Raw genomic sequence first — 18206 nt, 5'->3', positions numbered from 1 at the left:
TGCCTTGGGGCGGGGCGTGAGTCGTGCGCTTACCTGGCGGTATCGTCGATCGCGCCTGTCGAGTCGAACTGAATGACGTGCTCCGCCAACGAGCCGTTTCTTCGCTCGATATACACCGTGCCGTGATAGCTGACGCGCCAGCCGTCGCGCGGCGCGACGAGAGGAAAATTGCCGCCGGGTCGGCTGTCGATGCCGCCAAGTCCTGCCGCCGGCGCCGGCACATTGTTCTCGAGCGTCGCGTTCGATGAAATCACATTGTCGTGCCACGACGACTGTTCTTTGGCGGCTTCGAGACTCTTGCCGTCGGTGTCGACGGTGTTGTCGGTCGAAGCGGTGTTCGCGGCGTCGACGGAAACCGTGCGGCTCTTCGCGCGTTGCACCGGATCGGGAGAATCGGTGGTGATTGCATCGAGATCGATGGGCGGCAGATTCGCCGCGTTGTTCGTGCGTCCCGTCGGCTCGGCCGCGCCGGCGTTGCTCGTGCTGCCGAACTCCTTCGCCTGGGTGCGGGCGTCGGGAGAAGCCGTGCCGGTGGCGGGCGTTTGCGCCGGACTTTTTGCGGCCATCTCGTTCTGCTGCTTCTGGGTGGGATTCTGTTCCGCGTTTTGCATATCGATACTCCTGCCGTTAATGACACGCCAAAGCGCCCGTGAAAGCCTTACATGAAGCGTTGAAAAAAGTGACTGGCGCCTGGGGTTCGCGGGCGGCTTGCGCCGTCGCGAACGCGGGTTCCTGATTGATCTCCGCAGCGAACGTTCCCGGCAGGTGGGTTCGCTGCGAAGGTGTCACTCCTACTGCACCAGCCTTGGGGGAGTGTAGGCGCCGTAATTCGGTCCCACTCCTCCCGAGTTGGGCGTGCGGCAATGGCTCATGTCGTTCGACATCTGCACGAGAACGTAGGGACTCGAGCCATTCTTCGCATCCAGAATGTGCACGCAGGCGAACGCCACGACGGGCTGAAATCCGCTGGTCGCCGGATCGTTCACCACCGCCACGGTCGCCCACGCGCACTGCCCATTGCCGGCGGCACTACAGTCGCCCGCGCCCTTAAAGAGCGTATTTTCCGTGCCGCTCTGGATCCACGTACCCGGTGAAGCGCCAATGGAGAAAGTCGTACTGTTGCCACTCGTCAAGAGTCCTCTGGCATAGCTGGCACTCTGGTCATTGACATTAAACGTGGTCCACTGTCCCGACTCACAGGCGCCGTAGTGGTAACTCGATCCGATCTGAAAGAAGTAAGGTTGGCCCTGTTGTTGTGCAACGCTTGTCCCAGGCAACGTATTGTTATTCGGCGACAACTTCGGGGAACTGGTGGCCGCGTTCCAGTAGTTGTCATATAGGCACTTGGACATGGCCAACGGAAACAATCCGCCAGGGCCCACATTACCGGGCGTGGAAAGCACCGCCGTCGCCACCGCACTGGCTTTCAGAATCTGGACGCCAAGCACGCTGCCGAAAAACACCGGCACTGCTCCGTTCGCGTTCGAGCCATCTTTGTGGATGGTCACCTGAACCGCCGGCAAGTCGGACGCGCCGGGTGTGAACGGCAGCGACTCGAGACCGTATGGCGTCCCCGTGGCGTTCCAGTAGCCGGTCGCTACCGTACTGGCTTTTACGTAGGCAGCTTGCACCTGGTTTGTCGCGGTCGACGTCGAAAACGACGACGCTTTTGCGGATGCCGTGATCCAATCCGGCTGCGTGGCAGTGGTGTTCCCGCATTCCGTGCGCCGCATCAGGCATCCGGCGCCGGCCATCGCCGCGGCGTCAGCCGCATTCTGAAGCTGGCTGCGTGCAACCAGCAGATTGCCGATGTCGATGGCAAGAGCTGCAATCCCCAACAGGAATAGCATGCAAAGCGCGACAGTGACGGCCACTGCCCCTTCCTGTTTCCGTCTGCTTTTTCCCGTGCGCATGACAGTCCCCTTATTCGTTGTTCATGACCGTGGTGGCGGTCAGCGTGATCGGCCCCGTCACCGCGGATAGCATTGCGCCCAGTCCTAGCCCGGCATACTGATAGGAAACCGTCACCGAGAGTGGCGTACCAAAGGCGCCGCCCTGGCCTGTCTGCGTGACCGTCGGCGTGTTGGCCGTTCCGAATGTCACCAGAAAGGAAGACGTGTAGCTCTGGACGACGTTTTTAATGTCCGCGCTGGTGGGCTTCGGGCTCTTGAGCACAATCCCCGCACGGGCTCCTTCGCGACTGGCATTCGTAATCACCGCCTTGTCGTAAAGCGCAATCCCCAGTTCGACGGTTCCGAAAATGAGCAGCAGCAACAGCGGCAGGATCAACGCGAATTCCACTGCGGCCACGCCTGCCTGACGGCGCGATCGTCGCCGGCCCGACGCGTGCAGCGCAGGCGCATGACGTGATGCAGCCGAACTTTTCGATGCGGCATGCCCGGCGAACGGTCTCGTTTTGTGGCTCATTTCTATTCCCCTCTGGGCGCTGCTCGTTCGGTCATCCGATTGGTGAGCGCCGCGTTCTATGCCTCAATACCGCTGACCATCAGCTTCCCATCGTCGGCAACAGCACGCGATAGATGTGAATGAAGGCCGGTCCGATCAGCACCGTCATCAATGCCGGAAAGATGCAGAAGATCAGCGGAAACAGCAGCTTCAATGCGATCTTCGCGGCGCGTTCTTCCGCGCGCATTCTGCGGCGCGTGCGCAGCGTGTCCGACATCACGCGCAGCGAAGCGCCGATGCTTGTGCCGAAGCGTTCCGCCTGCACCAGCATCGACGCAAACGTATCGATGTCCTCAGCGCCCGTGCGCAACGCGAAGTTGCGCAGCGCCTTTTCCTTCGTGAAGCCCGAGCGCAGTTCGAGCAGCATCAATTGCAGTTCGTTTGCGACTTCAGGACTGGCGAGCGTCATTTCGTCGGCCACGCGCATCAGCGCGGCGTCCATGCCGAGGCCCGCTTCGACGCAGACGGTCAGCAGATCGAGCGCATCCGGAAAGCTTTCGACAATCCTGCGCTGACGCCGCGCGCGGCAGCGTGCGAGCACGGCGTTGGGCACGTAGTAGCCGAACGCGGCAAGCAGCGCGAGAATCAGCGCGACAACCGTGTACTCTGTGTTGATCGACGGCATGTGCGTCAACGCGACGAGGCCGAGCAAAGGCAGCAGCAGCGCAAGGGCGGTTTTCGCCGCGAAGTAGAGCCCGGCCGCCGTCGACGAACGCCAGCCCGCATTCATCAAACGCAGCCGCAGCGGCGAGTCTTCCCAACCTTCCTTCGGAATCGACAACTGCGAGATCGGACGCGAAATGTCGGCGATTCTCTCGGCCCATCCCGACACGGCCGAAGGCCGCGCTTCCGGTGAGAGCGACACGCCGCCCGCCTGTTCGATGCGCCGCTGCATGTCGCGTGGCATCAACCACCACATCAGCGCGACGACGCTGCAGAATGCCGCTGCAAACAGACCCGCAAGCAACAGCATGTTTGTTGAATAGAACGCTTCCATTACGGTTCTCCGGTTCGTTGGTGCGCGAGGGGCCCGCGTTCACACGCGGATCTGCACGATGCGCCGCATCCACAGGATTCCCAATACCATTGAGACAAGCATCGTTTCGATGATCTGAAGCCCGGCCGGGTCTTCCCACAGCACCGAAAAGAAAGTCGGGTTCACCACCTGCATGGCGCCAGCGGATGCAAACGGCAACAGCGCGAGAATCCAGCCGGACAGACGTCCCTCGGCGGACAGGACCCGCACCTTGTCGAACAACTGCAGACGCGCGCGCACCAGCGACGCGATGCTGTCCAGAATCTCCGCAAGGTTGCCGCCGGTTTCGCGCTGGATCAGCACCGCGATCACGAAGTAGCGCAGGTCGCCTACCGGCACGCGCGTCGCCAGATTCAGGAGCGCTTCATTGAGGGTGACGCCGTAATTGATCTCGTCGAAGACGATGCGAAACTCGCCGGCCATCGGCTCCGCGAACTCGCTGCCGAGCATGCCGAGGGCGCTTGAGAACGAATGCCCGGCTCGCAGTGCGCGGCTGATCATGTCGGCGGCTTCGGGCAACTGGCGTTCGAGAACCCGCAGACGTTTGCGGCGAGCGCGCAGCATGCGCAGCGTCGGAAAGGCGAGAGCTGCAACGGCGGCGAGCACGGTCACGAGCGTCGGCACCTGCACCGGCGAGAAGTTCGCTGCGAGCGGAACGAGCACAAGCGCCACCACGCTATGCGTCGCGAGCCGGCCCACCGTGAGGCTCGAGCCGGACTGAAGAATGATGCGATCGAGCAGATGGATGCGCGGCACGCGCATCATCAGCGCATGGACCGACGCCGAGTTGCTCAGCATGCGCTCCTTGAGGATGGAGAGGCGCTCGCCGTTCGCATGCGCGCCGGCCGACAGCGCGCGAATGCGCTGGTCGAGGCGTCGCGCGGCGGGCCCGTGATGACTGTTCCACCACTGATAAATCCCCTCGATCCCGAGGACCACGGCAATGAACAGCAGGAAAGCGAAGGCGTAGAAGATCGGATTCATGGAAGCCTCGGAAAAGTGAGCGGCGTGCCGCCGGCGGCCGGCGTCATGCGGTGTCGAAGTGCCGGTTTGGGTCGTATAGCTGATCGGGCAGCACGATGCCGAACGCCTGCAGCCGCTCCGTGAATTTCGGTCTCACGCCGGTCGCGCAGAAGTGGCCGCGCACCGCGCCGTTCTGATCGACGCCGGTTCGCTTGAACGTGAAGATCTCCTGCATGTTCACCATCTCGCCTTCCATGCCGGTCAATTCCTGAATGCTGACGACCTTGCGGCGTCCGTCAGTCAGGCGAGCGACCTGCACGACCACCGAGATCGCCGACGAAATCTGCTGGCGCAGGTTCTTCGGCGGCAACGACAGGCCGGCGAGGCTGATCATGTTTTCAAGGCGCGTCAACGCGTCGCGCGGCGTGTTCGCGTGAATCGTCGCGAGCGAGCCTTCGTGGCCGGTGTTCATCGCGTTGAGCATGTCGAGCGCTTCGGCGCCGCGCACTTCGCCGAGGATGATGCGATCGGGGCGCATGCGCAGCGCGTTGCGCACAAGCGTGCGTTGCGTGACTTCGCCGCGTCCTTCGACATTCGGCGGCCGCGTTTCGAGGCGCAGCACATGGTGCTGGCGCAATTGCAGTTCGGCCGCGTCCTCGATGGTCACGACGCGCTCGCCCTCGGGAATGAACCCCGACAGGATGTTCAGCAACGTGGTCTTGCCGCTGCCTGTGCCGCCCGAAACGAGCACGTTGACCTTCGCGCGCGTGAGCGCGTCGAGCAGTTCGGCCATCGGCGGCGTGAGGCTTTGCGACGCGACCAGGTCGCTCATTTGCAGCGGATTCACGGCGAAACGCCGGATCGACATCAACGGTCCATCCACGGCGGAGGGCGGAATGATCGCATTGACGCGCGAGCCGTCGGGCAGCCGTGCATCGACCATCGGACTCGACTCGTCGATGCGCCGTCCGACGCGCGAGACGATCTTCTCGATCACCTTCATCAGATGCGCGTCGTCGTAGAAGGTCACGTCCGTCAACTCGAGACGGCCGCGCCGTTCGACGTAAGTCGTGCGATGCGTGTTGACGAGAATGTCCGACACGGTCGGGTCGCGCAGCAGCGCTTCGAGCGGGCCGAAGCCGAACATCTCGTCGTGAATGTCGGTGGTCAGTTGCCGGCGTTCGAGATCGTTGACGGGCGCCTTGTCTTCTTCGAGGATGCGCGCGATCAGTCCGCCGATTTCCTGGCGAACCTGTTCGGCGGGCAGCCGCGCGAGACGTTCGAGTTCGACGCGGTCGAGCACGGCCTCGTGAACCTTGCGCTTGAGCGTCTGGTAGGCGGCGCGCGCGAGACCTGACGGCGCGCGCATGCCTGACTGGCGGTCGGGCAGCGCATGCACCGCCTGTGACGACATCTGTTCGCGTAGTGACATGAAATTCTCCTCGCTGACGTTATGACGCCGCCGACTGGCGCTGCGTAGTTGAGCGGCCGAATAGCCGGCCGAGCAGTGGCTCGCCCTGTTTCTTCTGCGGCACGACGCCCGTCGACTGATTGACGATGCTTTGCGCGAGCGCTTGCACGCCGCGCGAGAGCGCGCTGTTGCGCGCGACCTTCAACAACGGTTCGCCGAGATTCACGGCTTCGCTCGCCGCGTGCGGGTCGTCGGGGATCACATGCGAAGGGCGCTTGCCGAGCACCTGTTCGAGCGCGCTCGCGGCCCGCTCGTCGTGACGGCGATGCCGGTTCAGCAAGAGACGCAGCCGCTCCGGCGAATACGCGAGCGACACCAGCATGTCCTGCAGACGGCGCGCCGCGCGCACATACGGCATGCTCGCCTGCAGCACCATGTGAATCTCCGCGCTGCGATCGAGCGCGACGATCGACAATGCATTGATGCTTTGCCCGAGATCGAACAGCACGACGTCGTAGCGCGGCGCCGCGATGCCGAGAATCCATTCGAGCTGCTCTTCATGAATCTCGAGCGCCTTCAACGGATCGCCCGCGCCCGCGAGCACATGAAAACCCGATGTGACATGCGTGAGCGACGCATCGAGAAACGCGGCGTCGATGCGCTCGATCTGCGCGCACATTTGCGGCAACGTCGACGGCGGTTCCTGATCGCTGACGAGAAACGCGGCGTCCGCGAACATCGGGTTCAGATCGACGAGCAGCACGCGCTTGCCGTGCAGCGTCGCGATCGCGTGGCCTACGTTGGCCGCGATCAGGCTCGTGCCCGCGCCGCCCTTGCACGAAATGAACGACACCATATGCGTTTCGTGGCGCGCGTCGCCGGCATGCGGAGCCATCGCGCGCTGCACGGCGGCGCCGAGCGCGCGCGCGTCGAGCGGCCAGTTCAGCACGTCGCGGATGCCGGCGCGCATCGCGGCGATCAGCGTGTCGGGCGACGTCTGCGGCAACAGCAGCAAACACGTGAGGCGCGGATAGCGATGCACGAGCGCGTTGACCGAATCGAGCCCGGCGCGTTCGGGCGACGACGCGTCGATGATCAGGACATCGAACGCATCGAGACTGTCGCCCCGCTCGAGCAGCGCGGAAGGCGCGCCTTGCGTGCGAGTCGTCGTGCAATTGCCGCAGTCCGTCAGGAGCCGAACGATCTCGGACATTCGGCCCGCGTGCTCGGAGTTGATGAGGATATTGATCATGATGTTGTCATCCGCGGAATCGTTGCGGGGTTGGTCTTGCGACGGCTCGCGCCGTCGCGTCGCCCATGTTGGCTATTCGCCGTTCGCAGGCGGCGGCATCGCCGCGCCTCCGCCCGCGCCGCCGGCCCCGCTGCCGCCCACGCCGATCACGAAGGCGTTAGCGGTTGTGGGCGGCGCCTTGAACGACGCGTTGTAGTTCGACATCGCTCCGACGGCGGCTTTACCGTCGACACCCTGCGTCGACGGATTCTTGGTCGCCGCGTCCGGATCGATGATCTGCGCCGCCGTGAAGCTCTTCACGGATTCGCCGAAGTGCCGGTCGAAGTTCGGCGTCGTCGACATGCAGCCGTTGAGCGCGAGGCACGCCGGCACGAGCAGTGCAGTCCAGCGCGAGAAGAAGAGGATGCGATTGGTCATGACGTTCTCCCGAGGAGTGCATTAGTTGTGAGCGCGTGCGGACGGCGAGCGCGGTTTGTCGGACGGCGGCGCTTCGCGTGCGGCGATCTGCGCGGCTCGTGCTTCTATTTGTGCGGCGCGAGCGGTGGCGTTATCGGTGGCGTTGCCGGCGGGCTTGTCGTTGGGCTTGCCCGTATCCGCGGGCGTGACGGCCCGCGGCTCGGGCAGCGGCGCGGCGCTTGCAGCGGGCGTCGGCACCATCGCGGAGACGGGCGGTTCAGCAGCGCTCGGCGTGGCCGGAGCCTGCGGTTGCGACGGTGCGGGAGCCATTGCGGGCGAGGGCGCCGGGGCAGGCATCGGCGGCGCGGGCTTTTTGCTGCCGGCCGGATCGCGGCCCTCCATGTTGCCCATCAGGTAGACGTCCGCTTCGTTAGGCGTCTTCAGATGGTCCGTGGGCAGCGGCAGATTCGTCGCCGTTTGCAGCGGCTTCACCAGATGCGGCGTGATGATGAACACGAGCTCCGTGCGGTCCTGCTGATACGACGTGCTTCTGAAGAGCGCGCCCAGCACCGGCACTTCGCCGACACCCGGTATCGCCTTCAGCGTGCCCGCCGCGTTGCTCTTGATGAGGCCGCCGATCGCGAAGGTCTCGCCGTCGTTCATCTGCACTGTGGTCGATGCGCGGCGCGTGGTGATGAGCGGCAGCACCGTGAGGTTGTTGGTATTCGTCGCGCCGACCGTGACGCCGGTCGACGACAGCTCCGACACTTCGGGCGCGACCTTCAGGTTGATGCGGCCGCCCGCGAGCACGGTCGGCGTGAACTTCAGGCCGACGCCGAATTCCTCTTCCTGCAGGATGATGGTCGACACGCCGTTCAGGTTGCTCTGCGGAATCGGAATGAACACCTTGCCGCCCGCGAGGAACGTCGCTTCCTGTCCGCTCAGCGTGACGAGATTCGGCTCGGCGAGAATCTTCACGAGGTTGTCGCCGTGCTGGGCGTCTATCGCGACATTGAACGGACGGTTGTTCGCCTTGTTCACATCGACGATGCTCGACACGCCCGCGAGCAGGCTGCTGATGAGCGCCCCGCTCCACGAGCCGAAGCCGCCCTGGATGTTCATCGCCGCGCCCAACTGGTTGAGGACCGTCTTCGAGACTTCGGCGACCTTCACTTCGAGCATCACCTGTTGCGGCGAGTCGACGCTCATCATGTTCAGCACGGTCGCGCTTTTGCCGTTGCCGTTTCCGTTTGCAGCGCCGTTCGGGTTTGGCAGTGTGGTGCGCGCATACGCCTTGGCGATTTCCTGCGCCTGGGCCGCGGCCTGCGCGCTCGATACGCGGCCGGCCAGCACGAGATCGCCGGCGACCGTCGACACGCGGATGTTCGGCTCATCGGGCATCAGTTGGGATAACGAAGTTTGCAGGCCGCCGGCGTCCGCGTTCACCACGACGTTGATGACTTCGCACGCGCCGCTCTTGCCTTGCACGATCATGTTGGTGGTGCCCACGGCCATTCCGACCACGTAGAGTGTTTTCGGCGAGACCATGGTTGCCTGCGCAATCAGCGGATTGCCGAGCGTGCGGTTGCGCACGGGTTCGGCGGTTTGCATCAGCGTGGACTTGCCGACGGGGACCACCACCGTGCTCTGTTCGCTCTGCGTGCGCGTGCATGCCGGGCCGCGCGCAGCGGCGTTCTGCATGGCGCTCGAGGGCTGAGCCGGCGCGGCATTCATGCTGATGGTCATTTGCACGGGACCGTGCGGCATGGGCGCCGCACCGGCCCTCGCGTTCTCTACCGCTTCCTGCGCCCGCACGCCGTTTGCGGCGAGCAGGGATGCGCATACCGTTGTGGTCAGCAACGCCGTGCGCATCGCGCTACCCTGCTTGATCTTTATCCGATTCGATTTCATTTCCGTGTCTCCCCGTAGCCCGCTGCGAGCGAGCCGTCGTGCGTCAGACGCTGCGGCATCGCGTGATGGTGTGTGTAATTAAAAGCATTCCTGACTGCCTTGCGTGCCCGACAGTACGCCGACGCAGTCGCGCTTCGGCGCCGGCCGCGCCGTGTATTTCACGCGTGTGGGCGCCGCCGCGACAACCGGTGCCGATGCCGGTGCAGCGGGCTTGCCGAGCAGCGTGAACTTGGTCGCGCCGCCGGTGGGCAACGCGCGGTCGTCGATCTGATTGCGCAGCACGAGCGACAGGCTGCCGACACTGCGCGCGAGGTCGAGCTTCTCCGCCTGGTCCGGCGTGACTTCGAGCGTGACCGCGTTGACCACTTTGGGCTGCGTGTCGTCGCGGCTAACTTGCTGCGCAACCGCTAGCACCAGAATCTTTTCGAGGACGATCTTCGAAATGCTTTGCTGCGGATCGGCCGTCTTTGCTTCGGGTTCCTGAGTGTTGACGATCACGTCGACGTAGTTGCCGGGCAGCGCAAAACCCGCCACGCCGACAACATCGTTCACGCGCACCGTGATCGCGCGCTTGCCTTCGCCGATAACCGCCGACAGCCCGCCCTTCGTGCCTTGCGGTGCGAGCTTCGACTCGATCACCGGTTCGCCCGGTTCGAGGCTCGCGCGCACGACGCGTCCATCCAGCGCCTTCGGGTCCTTGAACGCGCCGGGCGGCACGCTCGCGGTGGGCCAGTTCACCGTGCGGATCATGGTCGAATTGAGCGGCTGGCCGAGGCTCACCTCGGCGGTCGCGACGGCAACGGGCGTCAGAGCCGACGACGACGTCTGCAACAGCCATCGCGACGCGAAGCCGACAGCGGCGAGCCCCGCGAGCAAGGCCATCCCTAACATCACAATTGCGCGACTGGTTTTCATGGTGAGACTCCTTTCAGGTGCTAGGCGGCTGCGGATCAAGCGCCGGCAAATCGTTTGTCGGATTGCCCGCTGTGTGAGGAATACGTCTGGTCAAGCTCCGGCGCGCTGCCGAAGTAGCTGTGCCATGCATGCGTCAGCTGATACTCGGTGACGGCCGGCACGTCGCCGTGATACAGCGCGAACGAGCGCAGTACGCCGAGCAGGTCCGCCGGATAACACGCGAGAAACGGCGTGCGATTGCGCAGATGCAATTGATGCAGCAGATACTCGAATGCGCCGGGCGCGATCTCGATACCGAGCGCCGCGCATTGCGTTTCGAAGAGGCGTCGATAGTCTTCAGCGCTGAGCGCGCCGATATGGATCTTCGAGCCGAGCCTGCGCAGGAACGCGTTGTCGTTCAGTTCGGCGGGCGTGAGGTTGGTCGAGAAGACGGGCCACACGTCGAATGCGCTCACGAAGCGCGCGCCGGATTGCAGCGCGAACTGATCGACGCCGCGGTCGAGCGGCGTGATCCAGCGGTTGAGCAGTTCGCCTGGCGCGACGCGCTGACGGCCGAGGTCGTCGACGACATAGAGGCCCATGTTGGCCTTCATATGCGGCGGCGCCTGATAGAAGCCGCTATTGGCGTTGTACTGAAGATCGAGCATCGCCAATGTCAGTTCGCCGCCGGACATCACCATAGGCCGTTCGCACACGCGCCAGCGTCGATCCGTCGCGGCGGGCAGCGCGCCGGGTTCCGCGTCCTTGTGAATCAGCGGGTCGTGCAACTGGATCACGTCGCCGGCGACATAAAGCGCGTAAGGCACGGGCACCGCGCCTCGCAGCAAGCTGCCGAGGCGTTCGGCGAGATAGGTTTTGCCGCTGCCCGCCGGGCCGTACAGCATGACGGGCCGCCCGGCATTCAACGCGGCCACTGCCGAATCGAGCAGCGACATATCGCCGATGAAGTCTGCGAAAGCCGCGCGCACGTCCGATTGCGCGACGTGGATGCGCTTCACCGAGTACGCGCCGATCACGCTCATATACGCTTCGAGCGAGACCGGTGCGGGGCCGCAATACGTCGAGCGGCGCGCTTCGTGAGCGGCGAGTTCGCGGCCGCCTTCGGTGAGGCGCAGATGCATATCGACATCGGCCGCGCCGCGATGCGCGATCTCGACGAGATGCTCGCGCACGAGAAAGCCAATCGTTTCGTCGAGTACCGCGGCCGTCAGACGGTGTCTCGCGATGAGATCGCCCAGCGACGATTTGCCGTTCTGCAGAATCGATTTGAGTAGCAGATGCGCGATGAAAAGCGGGGGCAGGCCGGTGTCCGCGACAGTGCGCGGCGCGCGTAGCGGAAGTGCCGGCGTTTGCGCCCGGTTGGCGCCCGTTGCGGCAGAATCATCGAGGTATGTCGTGCCCTCTGCCTTGGACTGCTGTGTGCTGTGCTGGTCCATCTGTCGCTCCCCGGGTGCAGCGCCACCGATTTCGGTGCGGCACGGTATGTGATTCTGATAGCCGGATCGCATGTGGCCGGCTTACTTTCGTTGTGCGTTTTGTTCTACGTTTCGTTCTACAGCTGTGCCGCCGTCGCGAGCAGCACGACTACGGTTCCTGTCGCAATCGCGACTCCGTACGGCACGGATCCAACAGAGTCGATCGAAGCGACACCGCCGCCGCGCATCGCCGGATGGACCAGGCTCAACACGTTCCCCAGCGCCTTCTTGAACTGTCGGCGTCGCGCAGTCAGTGCCAGCAGCCACACGCCACCAATCAGACATGTCGCCAGTGCGGCCTCAAAAACCAGTAGGGGTCCGATCCATGCGCCTACCATCGCGAGCAGCTTGACGTCTCCCGCAGCCATTCCGCGCAGCAGATAGAGCGGCAGGAACAGAAGCAGTCCGACGACAGCGCCCGCCAGCCATGCCACAACGCCGCCCGCGAATCCTTGCAGCCAGCACTGCACAAGCAGCGCGCCGAGCAGACCGGCGCCGACCAGTACGTTGGGAATGCGGCGGCACTGGATGTCTGTGCTTGCGGCAGCGATCACCAGTGCAATGACGCACGGAATGATCGGCGGTAGTGGTGCAGTTGCGGCAATGAGCATGACAAGGCCTCGTTGGTGTGGGCAGCGGTCAGGACAAGCGCGGATGCGGCGGGCGAACCAGCGTGGCGGTTCGCCCGCCGTTCCTCTCAGGTTCCTGAGGTCACGTGCCCAGCGATAGCAGTGAATTTGTCGCTGACCGCCGTCGCGAGGGTCGAGTACCCTGCGAGGATTGCCGTCGCGATCAGTGCGGCCATCAGGCCATACTCGATGGCGGTTACGCCGTCTTCATCGCGAATGAATGCACCAGTGCTGTTGATGAACGATTGCATCATTACTCTCCATTTGAACTTGCCACGGCGTGTTGAGCGCTGCAGCGTGTTGCAAAAAGCCGTGATGCGACAGACGGGCAGGCAGGCCCAAGTCGTCTGTCGCATCGCTCGGGGTTAAGCCAGCTTCCCCGCGATTGCGGTGAACTTGGCGCTGACTGCATTGGCGAGCGTGGTGTAGCCGGCGAGAATTGCCGTTGCAATCAGGGCGGCCATCAGGCCGTACTCGATGGCGGTCACGCCGTCTTCGTCGCGAATGAATGCTTTCGTGCTGTTGATGATGGATTTCATGGTTTATCTCCCTTAGGATGGCTAACTTAAGTGTCATCAGATGACGACGGTGGGTACTGCGTGCTGCTTGACTACAGGGTGCTACAGGAAATGGCGCGCGGACGCCCCGTGAGAGCGCGGCCGGGCAGGAGCCATAAGCGGCTCGCTGCGATTCGTGTGCAAAGGATGGTGCTGCGTGACACGCAGCGGGATGAGCTGGCGGCAAGCCAGAGCGGGGAACATCGCGTCGAAGAGCGCTTCGGCATGCAGCGCCATCAGGCGCTGCGCAAAACGCACTGCGTACCGCAAGCGCGTCTGCAACCGCGTCTGCAACCGCGTTTGCAACCGCGTTTGAATCCGAATGAAAGAGTGCATCTTCCACTACTCCTTGTTTTCTTCTTTCGCAGCCGGATTGTTCTTCTCCGTGCCGTTGGCGGGCATGTATCGGAGAAGCCCCCGACGGCATCGACCTGGTCATGTGTCATGTCGCCGGCTGCGTGAAAAGGTAAAGGCAAGGAGTAGGCCAGCGTCGTCAGGTTCACGGAGCCATCGGACTTGTAGCCCGACAAGCGCCTTCTTTCGAATGACAGCCCGCGGAAATTTGACCGACTTGGCTCAGAACTGCATCATCGGCAGGTCATCGTTGCCGCTGCGGAATATGGCGCTCGTCGGCTATGGGCATGACTTCAAACCCAGACTTAGGGATTTAACCCAGGTGAGCCGAAAGCGAATGCTGCCGTTAATTTGCGGCGGTTTTTTCGGCTCGCTTCGGACCGATTCGTTGCAAGCCTGAAACGCAGGTAGCCGAAAGCGGCATTCATCGCGACCTGCTGGCGGTTTTGCATGTGGACTGCAGCACGCACATACAACACATGCGGTCACCGTTGCGTCACTGCTGCGTCACCGTTGCGTCACATACGTCGCGCAATATTGCCGACGGCCATCCCTCGGCCAACGGCTGCGCGCCGGCTATTCCTCTCGTTTTGCGAACATCCATGCCGGCAAGTTTCTGGATGAGGCCCGGCGCCAGACACGTCTACAACAAGCATTCCATTAAGGATGACATCGTGTCTCGTTCAAGACTGTTTGCACTGACGGCAATCGCTTCGTCGCTTCTATTCGCGACGGCCGCACACGCCGCGGTCGACCTCATTGCGGTCGGTCAGTTGAGCGGCCTCACCGGCGACTTGTCGAAGGAAACGGCGGCGCCGCTGGAGAACGGCGTGGCGGGCAATCTGCTCGGCGGCCTCGGTTCGGGCATTGCGTACGCGGGCTGCCATACGTTCGTCGCGGTGCCCGATCGCGGGCCGAACGCGGTGTCGTATAACGCGGCCATCGACGACACGGCGTCGTACATCAACCGTTTCCAGACCTTGCGCCTGCGTCTGCAGCACAACGCAGCGGGCTCCGCCTTGCCGTATTCGCTCGCGCCGAAGCTGATCGCCACGACGCTCCTGCATACGTCGGACAAACTGGTCTATGGCACGGGCGCCGCCGCGGGTGTGCCCGATGGCGCGCCCGCGCTCAACAGCCGTAACCACACGTACTACTTCACCGGCCGTTCGGATAATTTCGATCTCACGCGTCTGTCCACCAACGACCGCGACGCGCGCTTCGATCCCGAAAGCGTGCGCGTGAGCAATGACGGCGAGAGCGTGTTCATCTCCGACGAATACGGTCCGTACGTCTATCGTTTCGATCGGCGCAGTGGCCGGCGCATCGACACCTACACGCTGCCCGACACGTTTGCGGTGTCCACGCTGAGCCCGATCGGCAGCAATGAAATTGCGCAGAACACGACGGGGCGCGTCGCGAACAAAGGCATGGAAGGTCTCGCCATTTCGCCCGACGGCAAGACGCTGTTCGGCGCGATGCAAAGCCCGTTGATTCAGGACGGCGGCACGGACGGCGCGTTCACGCGCATCGTGAGGATCGACGTGCGCAGCGGTAAAACCACGCAGTTCGCGTATCCGCTCACGAACATCGGCACGAGCGCGAAACCGAAGTATCCGACAATCAGCGACGTGGTCGCCGTGAACGATCATGAACTGCTGGTGGACGAGCGTGACGGCAAGGGTCTCGGCGACAATTCGACCGCTGTTTTCAAGCGTGTTTTCCATATCGATCTGGCGAACGCGCAGGACGTGAGCAACACGAGCGGGCAAGCCGGGCTCGCGCCGTATGCGGTGCAAAAAACGCTGTTCCTCGATGTCGTCGCGCAACTGACTGCGCACGGCTACAGCGCGAACGACATTCCCGCGAAGCTCGAAGGGCTCGCATTCGGGCCGGACGTCGTGGTCGGCGGCGTTAAGAAGCACACGCTTTTTATCGCTAACGACAACGACTTTATCGGCACGGTCACCGATTCGAATCATCCGGCGGGCATTGCCAATCCGAATCAGTTCTTCGTCTTCGCATGGGACGCGAGCGATCTGCCGGCCTACGTCGCGCAAAAACTGACGGGCGCTGCGGCGGGCAAAGGGCGCGGTCACGATGAGCATGTGTGCGAAGCCGAGCACGACGACGACGATCATTAACGCAATGGGCGCGCGTGGCGCGTCCGTCGACGCTAAAGAGCGTCGCTAGATAACGTTATAAAAATCGCTTCATTCCCTTGGCTCTCGCGGCTCGGTACGCTGACGCATCAACCGAACGCGAGGGCTTATCGCAGTGTCTGTTCCCACATCGTTTTCAACGCGGCGGCGCGCACTCAGGCTGCTCGGCGCCGCGCCCGCATTCGCCGCGGCGAGCCTCTTTCAATCGCATTCTGCGCAGGCCGCGGACCTCGCGTCGACCACGCTCGTACTCGGCGACCAGGCCGGCGGCACGCGTGCGCTTGTGGAGGCCGCCAAGGTGCTCGACGGTGCGCCGTATGCGTATCGATGGGCTAATTTTCAGGGCGCGGCGCCGCTCTTCGAAGCGCAACGCGCGGGCGCCGTCGATCTCGCGCCCGCAGGTGATTTGCCCGTGCTCGCCGCAGCGGTCGGCGACCCAACGTTGAAAATCGTAGCGACGCGCGTGGGCTCCGGCGCACAACTCGGCATTCTGATCGCGCCGGATTCGACGATACGCAGCGTCGCGCAACTGAAAGGGCGTAGCGTGTTCGTCTCGTCGGCGCGCGGCAGCATTTCGCAATTCCAGCTATACGGCGCGCTTGCTGAAGCAGGCTTGTCGAAAGACGACGTGACCGTGCGCTTCATCTTGCCGGTGGATGGCTTCGCGGCGTTCGCGTCAGGCGCGATCGAAGCGTGGGCGACGTTCGATCCGTACTACGGCATCGCCGTGCAACGCGGCGCGCGCATCTTGCGCGACGGCACGGGCATCAATAGCGGACTCGGTTTTATCACCGCATCGGGCGCGTCGCTTGCCGACACGCGCAAGCGCGCGGCAATCGCCGACGTTCTGTTGAGACTGCAACGCGCGGGCGAGTGGGCGCTTGCGAACCCGGACGCCTACGCGCAGATCTATGCAACGCTGACGCGCTCTCCGCTCGATGCGGCGAGAACCATCACGCGCCGCGCGTCGCTCAAGCAGCATTTCGTCAGCGATGCGGATATCGCCGCGCTTCAGAAAGTGGCCGACAGTGCGAACCGCGACGCGATCTTGCCGCGCCGCATCGACGTCCGCGCGATCTCCGAGACGCGCATTGCGCAGTCGGCCACCGGCTGACGCATTACGCGAGGCTTATTAATCGAGGTCTATCAATCGAGGCCGCCCTGACACAAGTACTTGATCGACAGATAATCGTCGAGTCCATACTTCGAGCCTTCGCGGCCATAGCCCGATTCCTTCACGCCGCCGAACGGCGCGGCTTCGCTCGACACCGCGCCCTCGTTGATGCCGATCACGCCTGCTTCGAGCCGCGCGGCCACGCGGTTGATGCGCCGCACGTCCTGCGTATAGAAGTAAGCGGCAAGACCGAACGGCGTGTCGTTTGCGAGACGGATCGCTTCGGCTTCGTCGTTGAAGCGGAACAGCGGCGCGACCGGTCCAAAGGTCTCTTCGCAGCACACCAGCATGTCGTCCTGCGCGTTGGTCAGCACGGTGGGCGCATAGTAATTCGGGCCCAGCTCGGTCAGGCGCTTGCCGCCCGTCAACACGTTTGCCCCTTGTTTTACGGCGTCTTCTACGTGACGCGCGATTTTGTCGATCGCGCGCTCGTTGATCATCGGGCCGATTTGCGCGCCGGCGTCCGTTGCGGGCGCAACCTTCAGCGCCCCAACGCGTTTGGCGAGCAGATCGGCGAAACGTTCATAAACGCCGGCCTGCACGTAGACGCGATTCGGGCATACACAGGTCTGTCCGCCGTTGCGAAACTTGGCGGCCATCAGTCCCGCGACGGCCGCGTCGAGGTCCGCATCGTCGAATACGATGAAGGGTGCGTTGCCGCCCAGTTCGAGCGACAGCTTCTTCAACGTGGCCGCGGACTCGCGCGCAAGATGCTTACCGACCGGCGTCGAACCGGTGAACGTGATCTTGCGTACGCGGGCATCGGCGAGCCAGTCGGCCACGGCTTCAATGCCTTGTTCGCGCGAAGCCGACAGCATGTTCAGCACGCCGTCGGGCACGCCGGCTTCCTGCGCGAGCGCGGCGAGTGCAAGCGCGGTCAGCGGCGTGTCTTCGGCGGGCTTGGCAATCACCGTGCAACCGGCCGCGAGCGCGGGCGCGATCTTGCGCGCGATCATCGCGAGCGGGAAATTCCACGGCGTGATGGCGGCCACGATGCCGATCGGCTCCTTCACCGCGCTCATGCGCTTGCCGCGCTGCTGCTGCGGAATGATGTCGCCGTAGATGCGCGTGGCTTCGTCGGCGAACCACGCGACGTACGACGCACCGTAAGCGACTTCGCCGCGGCTTTCCGCGAGCGGCTTGCCTTGTTCCGTCGACATCAGCTTCGCGAGATCTTCGGTGTTCGCGACGATCAGCGCATGCCAGCGGCGCAGAATCTCCGCGCGCTCGCGCGGCAGCGTGTCGCGCCACGCGGGCAGCGCGCGAGCGGCTGCGTCGGTGGCGGCGCGCGCATCCGCGGCACTGCTGTTCGCGACCTCGACGATCGTCTCGCCCGTCGCAGGATTGGTGACGGGAAAGCGCGCGCCGTTCGCGGCGGCGATCCATTTGCCGTCGATAAAATTCAGCGGACGGATCAGTTCATTGCGCGTCAATGCGAGAGACATTGCGTTGCTCCTTGGTGGCCTTTTGACGGAATCGGGCGTGCGTTTTTCGCCATTGCGCCG

General features: G+C 63.7%; 17 protein-coding genes. 2 read left to right on the top strand and 15 right to left on the bottom strand.

Going from position 1 to position 18206, the window contains the following annotated elements:
* Positions 1 to 29: 29 nt before the first annotated feature.
* The 14 genes from C8K18_RS30085 to C8K18_RS30020 all read right to left on the bottom strand — a co-directional run bounded on the left by C8K18_RS30085 (position 30) and on the right by C8K18_RS30020 (position 12993).
* Entirely contained in the window at positions 30 to 611 is a 582-nt protein-coding gene (locus C8K18_RS30085; RefSeq protein ID WP_107710756.1) for a DUF3005 domain-containing protein, read from the bottom strand.
* A 180-nt stretch (positions 612 to 791) separates the two neighbouring features.
* Entirely contained in the window at positions 792 to 1874 is a 1083-nt protein-coding gene (locus tag C8K18_RS30080; protein WP_308810925.1) for a TadG family pilus assembly protein, read from the bottom strand.
* A gap of 49 nt (positions 1875 to 1923) precedes the next feature.
* On the bottom strand, positions 1924 to 2427 hold the full coding sequence (locus C8K18_RS30075; RefSeq protein ID WP_107710755.1) for a TadE/TadG family type IV pilus assembly protein: 504 nt from the start codon (positions 2425 to 2427) through the stop codon (positions 1924 to 1926).
* A 79-nt stretch (positions 2428 to 2506) separates the two neighbouring features.
* Positions 2507 to 3463 (bottom strand): type II secretion system F family protein, encoded by a 957-nt coding sequence (locus C8K18_RS30070; protein WP_053859603.1) that lies wholly within the window; start codon positions 3461 to 3463, stop codon positions 2507 to 2509.
* A 39-nt stretch (positions 3464 to 3502) separates the two neighbouring features.
* A complete protein-coding gene (locus tag C8K18_RS30065; RefSeq protein WP_107710754.1) occupies positions 3503 to 4486 on the bottom strand; it encodes a type II secretion system F family protein in 984 nt (327 codons plus the stop codon).
* A 43-nt stretch (positions 4487 to 4529) separates the two neighbouring features.
* Positions 4530 to 5897 carry a CpaF family protein gene (locus tag C8K18_RS30060; RefSeq protein ID WP_107710753.1) on the bottom strand — a complete coding sequence of 456 codons (1368 nt, stop codon included), beginning with the start codon at positions 5895 to 5897 and terminating at the stop codon, positions 4530 to 4532.
* 19 nt (positions 5898 to 5916) lie between these two features.
* On the bottom strand, positions 5917 to 7128 hold the full coding sequence (locus C8K18_RS30055) for an AAA family ATPase (RefSeq protein ID WP_107710752.1): 1212 nt from the start codon (positions 7126 to 7128) through the stop codon (positions 5917 to 5919).
* Positions 7129 to 7200: 72 nt separating this feature from the next.
* Complete coding sequence (locus C8K18_RS30050) at positions 7201 to 7545, bottom strand: hypothetical protein (protein WP_107710751.1); 345 nt, start codon at positions 7543 to 7545, stop codon at positions 7201 to 7203.
* A 21-nt stretch (positions 7546 to 7566) separates the two neighbouring features.
* A complete protein-coding gene (locus tag C8K18_RS30045) occupies positions 7567 to 9435 on the bottom strand; it encodes a type II and III secretion system protein family protein (RefSeq protein ID WP_107710750.1) in 1869 nt (622 codons plus the stop codon).
* Between the two features lie 78 nt (positions 9436 to 9513).
* Positions 9514 to 10350, bottom strand: coding sequence for a Flp pilus assembly protein CpaB (gene cpaB / locus C8K18_RS30040; protein WP_006049097.1), 837 nt, complete (start codon positions 10348 to 10350; stop codon positions 9514 to 9516).
* Positions 10351 to 10385: 35 nt separating this feature from the next.
* On the bottom strand, positions 10386 to 11786 hold the full coding sequence (locus C8K18_RS30035; RefSeq protein ID WP_107710749.1) for an ATPase: 1401 nt from the start codon (positions 11784 to 11786) through the stop codon (positions 10386 to 10388).
* A 116-nt stretch (positions 11787 to 11902) separates the two neighbouring features.
* Entirely contained in the window at positions 11903 to 12436 is a 534-nt protein-coding gene (locus C8K18_RS30030; protein WP_107710748.1) for a prepilin peptidase, read from the bottom strand.
* An 86-nt stretch (positions 12437 to 12522) separates the two neighbouring features.
* Positions 12523 to 12705 (bottom strand): Flp family type IVb pilin, encoded by a 183-nt coding sequence (locus tag C8K18_RS30025; RefSeq protein ID WP_006049100.1) that lies wholly within the window; start codon positions 12703 to 12705, stop codon positions 12523 to 12525.
* A 114-nt stretch (positions 12706 to 12819) separates the two neighbouring features.
* Entirely contained in the window at positions 12820 to 12993 is a 174-nt protein-coding gene (locus tag C8K18_RS30020; RefSeq protein ID WP_006049101.1) for a Flp family type IVb pilin, read from the bottom strand.
* A gap of 1046 nt (positions 12994 to 14039) precedes the next feature.
* Here C8K18_RS30020 and C8K18_RS30010 point away from each other — a divergent pair.
* The gene (locus C8K18_RS30010; RefSeq protein WP_107710773.1) at positions 14040 to 15509 is read left to right on the top strand and encodes an esterase-like activity of phytase family protein; all 1470 of its coding nucleotides are present in this window, start codon (positions 14040 to 14042) and stop codon (positions 15507 to 15509) included.
* A 127-nt stretch (positions 15510 to 15636) separates the two neighbouring features.
* On the top strand, positions 15637 to 16641 hold the full coding sequence (locus C8K18_RS30005) for an ABC transporter substrate-binding protein (RefSeq protein ID WP_107710746.1): 1005 nt from the start codon (positions 15637 to 15639) through the stop codon (positions 16639 to 16641).
* A gap of 32 nt (positions 16642 to 16673) precedes the next feature.
* Here C8K18_RS30005 and C8K18_RS30000 read toward each other — a convergent pair whose 3' ends face one another.
* Positions 16674 to 18146: an NAD-dependent succinate-semialdehyde dehydrogenase gene (locus C8K18_RS30000; RefSeq protein WP_029966575.1), complete on the bottom strand. Its 1473-nt coding sequence runs from the start codon at positions 18144 to 18146 to the stop codon at positions 16674 to 16676.
* Between the last annotated feature and the right edge of the window lie 60 nt (positions 18147 to 18206).

The organism is Paraburkholderia sp. GV068 (assembly GCF_003058125.1).
In the GTDB taxonomy this organism is placed as follows: domain Bacteria; phylum Pseudomonadota; class Gammaproteobacteria; order Burkholderiales; family Burkholderiaceae; genus Paraburkholderia; species Paraburkholderia graminis.
This window is presented reverse-complemented; position numbering and strand designations above follow the sequence as displayed.

Excerpts from the sequence above, each read along its gene's own strand:
- C8K18_RS30065 (WP_107710754.1), bottom strand. The coding sequence starts at position 4,486 with ATGAATCCGATCTTCTACGCCTTCGCTTTCCTGCTGTTCATTGCCGTG.
- C8K18_RS30000 (WP_029966575.1), bottom strand. The coding sequence starts at position 18,146 with ATGTCTCTCGCATTGACGCGCAATGAACTGATCCGTCCGCTGAATTTT.
- C8K18_RS30035 (WP_107710749.1), bottom strand. The coding sequence starts at position 11,786 with ATGGACCAGCACAGCACACAGCAGTCCAAGGCAGAGGGCACGACATAC.
- C8K18_RS30045 (WP_107710750.1), bottom strand. The coding sequence starts at position 9,435 with ATGAAATCGAATCGGATAAAGATCAAGCAGGGTAGCGCGATGCGCACG.
- C8K18_RS30075 (WP_107710755.1), bottom strand. The coding sequence starts at position 2,427 with ATGAGCCACAAAACGAGACCGTTCGCCGGGCATGCCGCATCGAAAAGT.
- C8K18_RS30070 (WP_053859603.1), bottom strand. The coding sequence starts at position 3,463 with ATGGAAGCGTTCTATTCAACAAACATGCTGTTGCTTGCGGGTCTGTTT.
- cpaB (WP_006049097.1), bottom strand. The coding sequence starts at position 10,350 with ATGAAAACCAGTCGCGCAATTGTGATGTTAGGGATGGCCTTGCTCGCG.
- C8K18_RS30020 (WP_006049101.1), bottom strand. The coding sequence starts at position 12,993 with ATGAAATCCATCATCAACAGCACGAAAGCATTCATTCGCGACGAAGAC.
- C8K18_RS30025 (WP_006049100.1), bottom strand. The coding sequence starts at position 12,705 with ATGCAATCGTTCATCAACAGCACTGGTGCATTCATTCGCGATGAAGAC.
- C8K18_RS30060 (WP_107710753.1), bottom strand. The coding sequence starts at position 5,897 with ATGTCACTACGCGAACAGATGTCGTCACAGGCGGTGCATGCGCTGCCC.
- C8K18_RS30085 (WP_107710756.1), bottom strand. The coding sequence starts at position 611 with ATGCAAAACGCGGAACAGAATCCCACCCAGAAGCAGCAGAACGAGATG.
- C8K18_RS30055 (WP_107710752.1), bottom strand. The coding sequence starts at position 7,128 with ATGATCAATATCCTCATCAACTCCGAGCACGCGGGCCGAATGTCCGAG.
- C8K18_RS30050 (WP_107710751.1), bottom strand. The coding sequence starts at position 7,545 with ATGACCAATCGCATCCTCTTCTTCTCGCGCTGGACTGCACTGCTCGTG.
- C8K18_RS30030 (WP_107710748.1), bottom strand. The coding sequence starts at position 12,436 with ATGCTCATTGCCGCAACTGCACCACTACCGCCGATCATTCCGTGCGTC.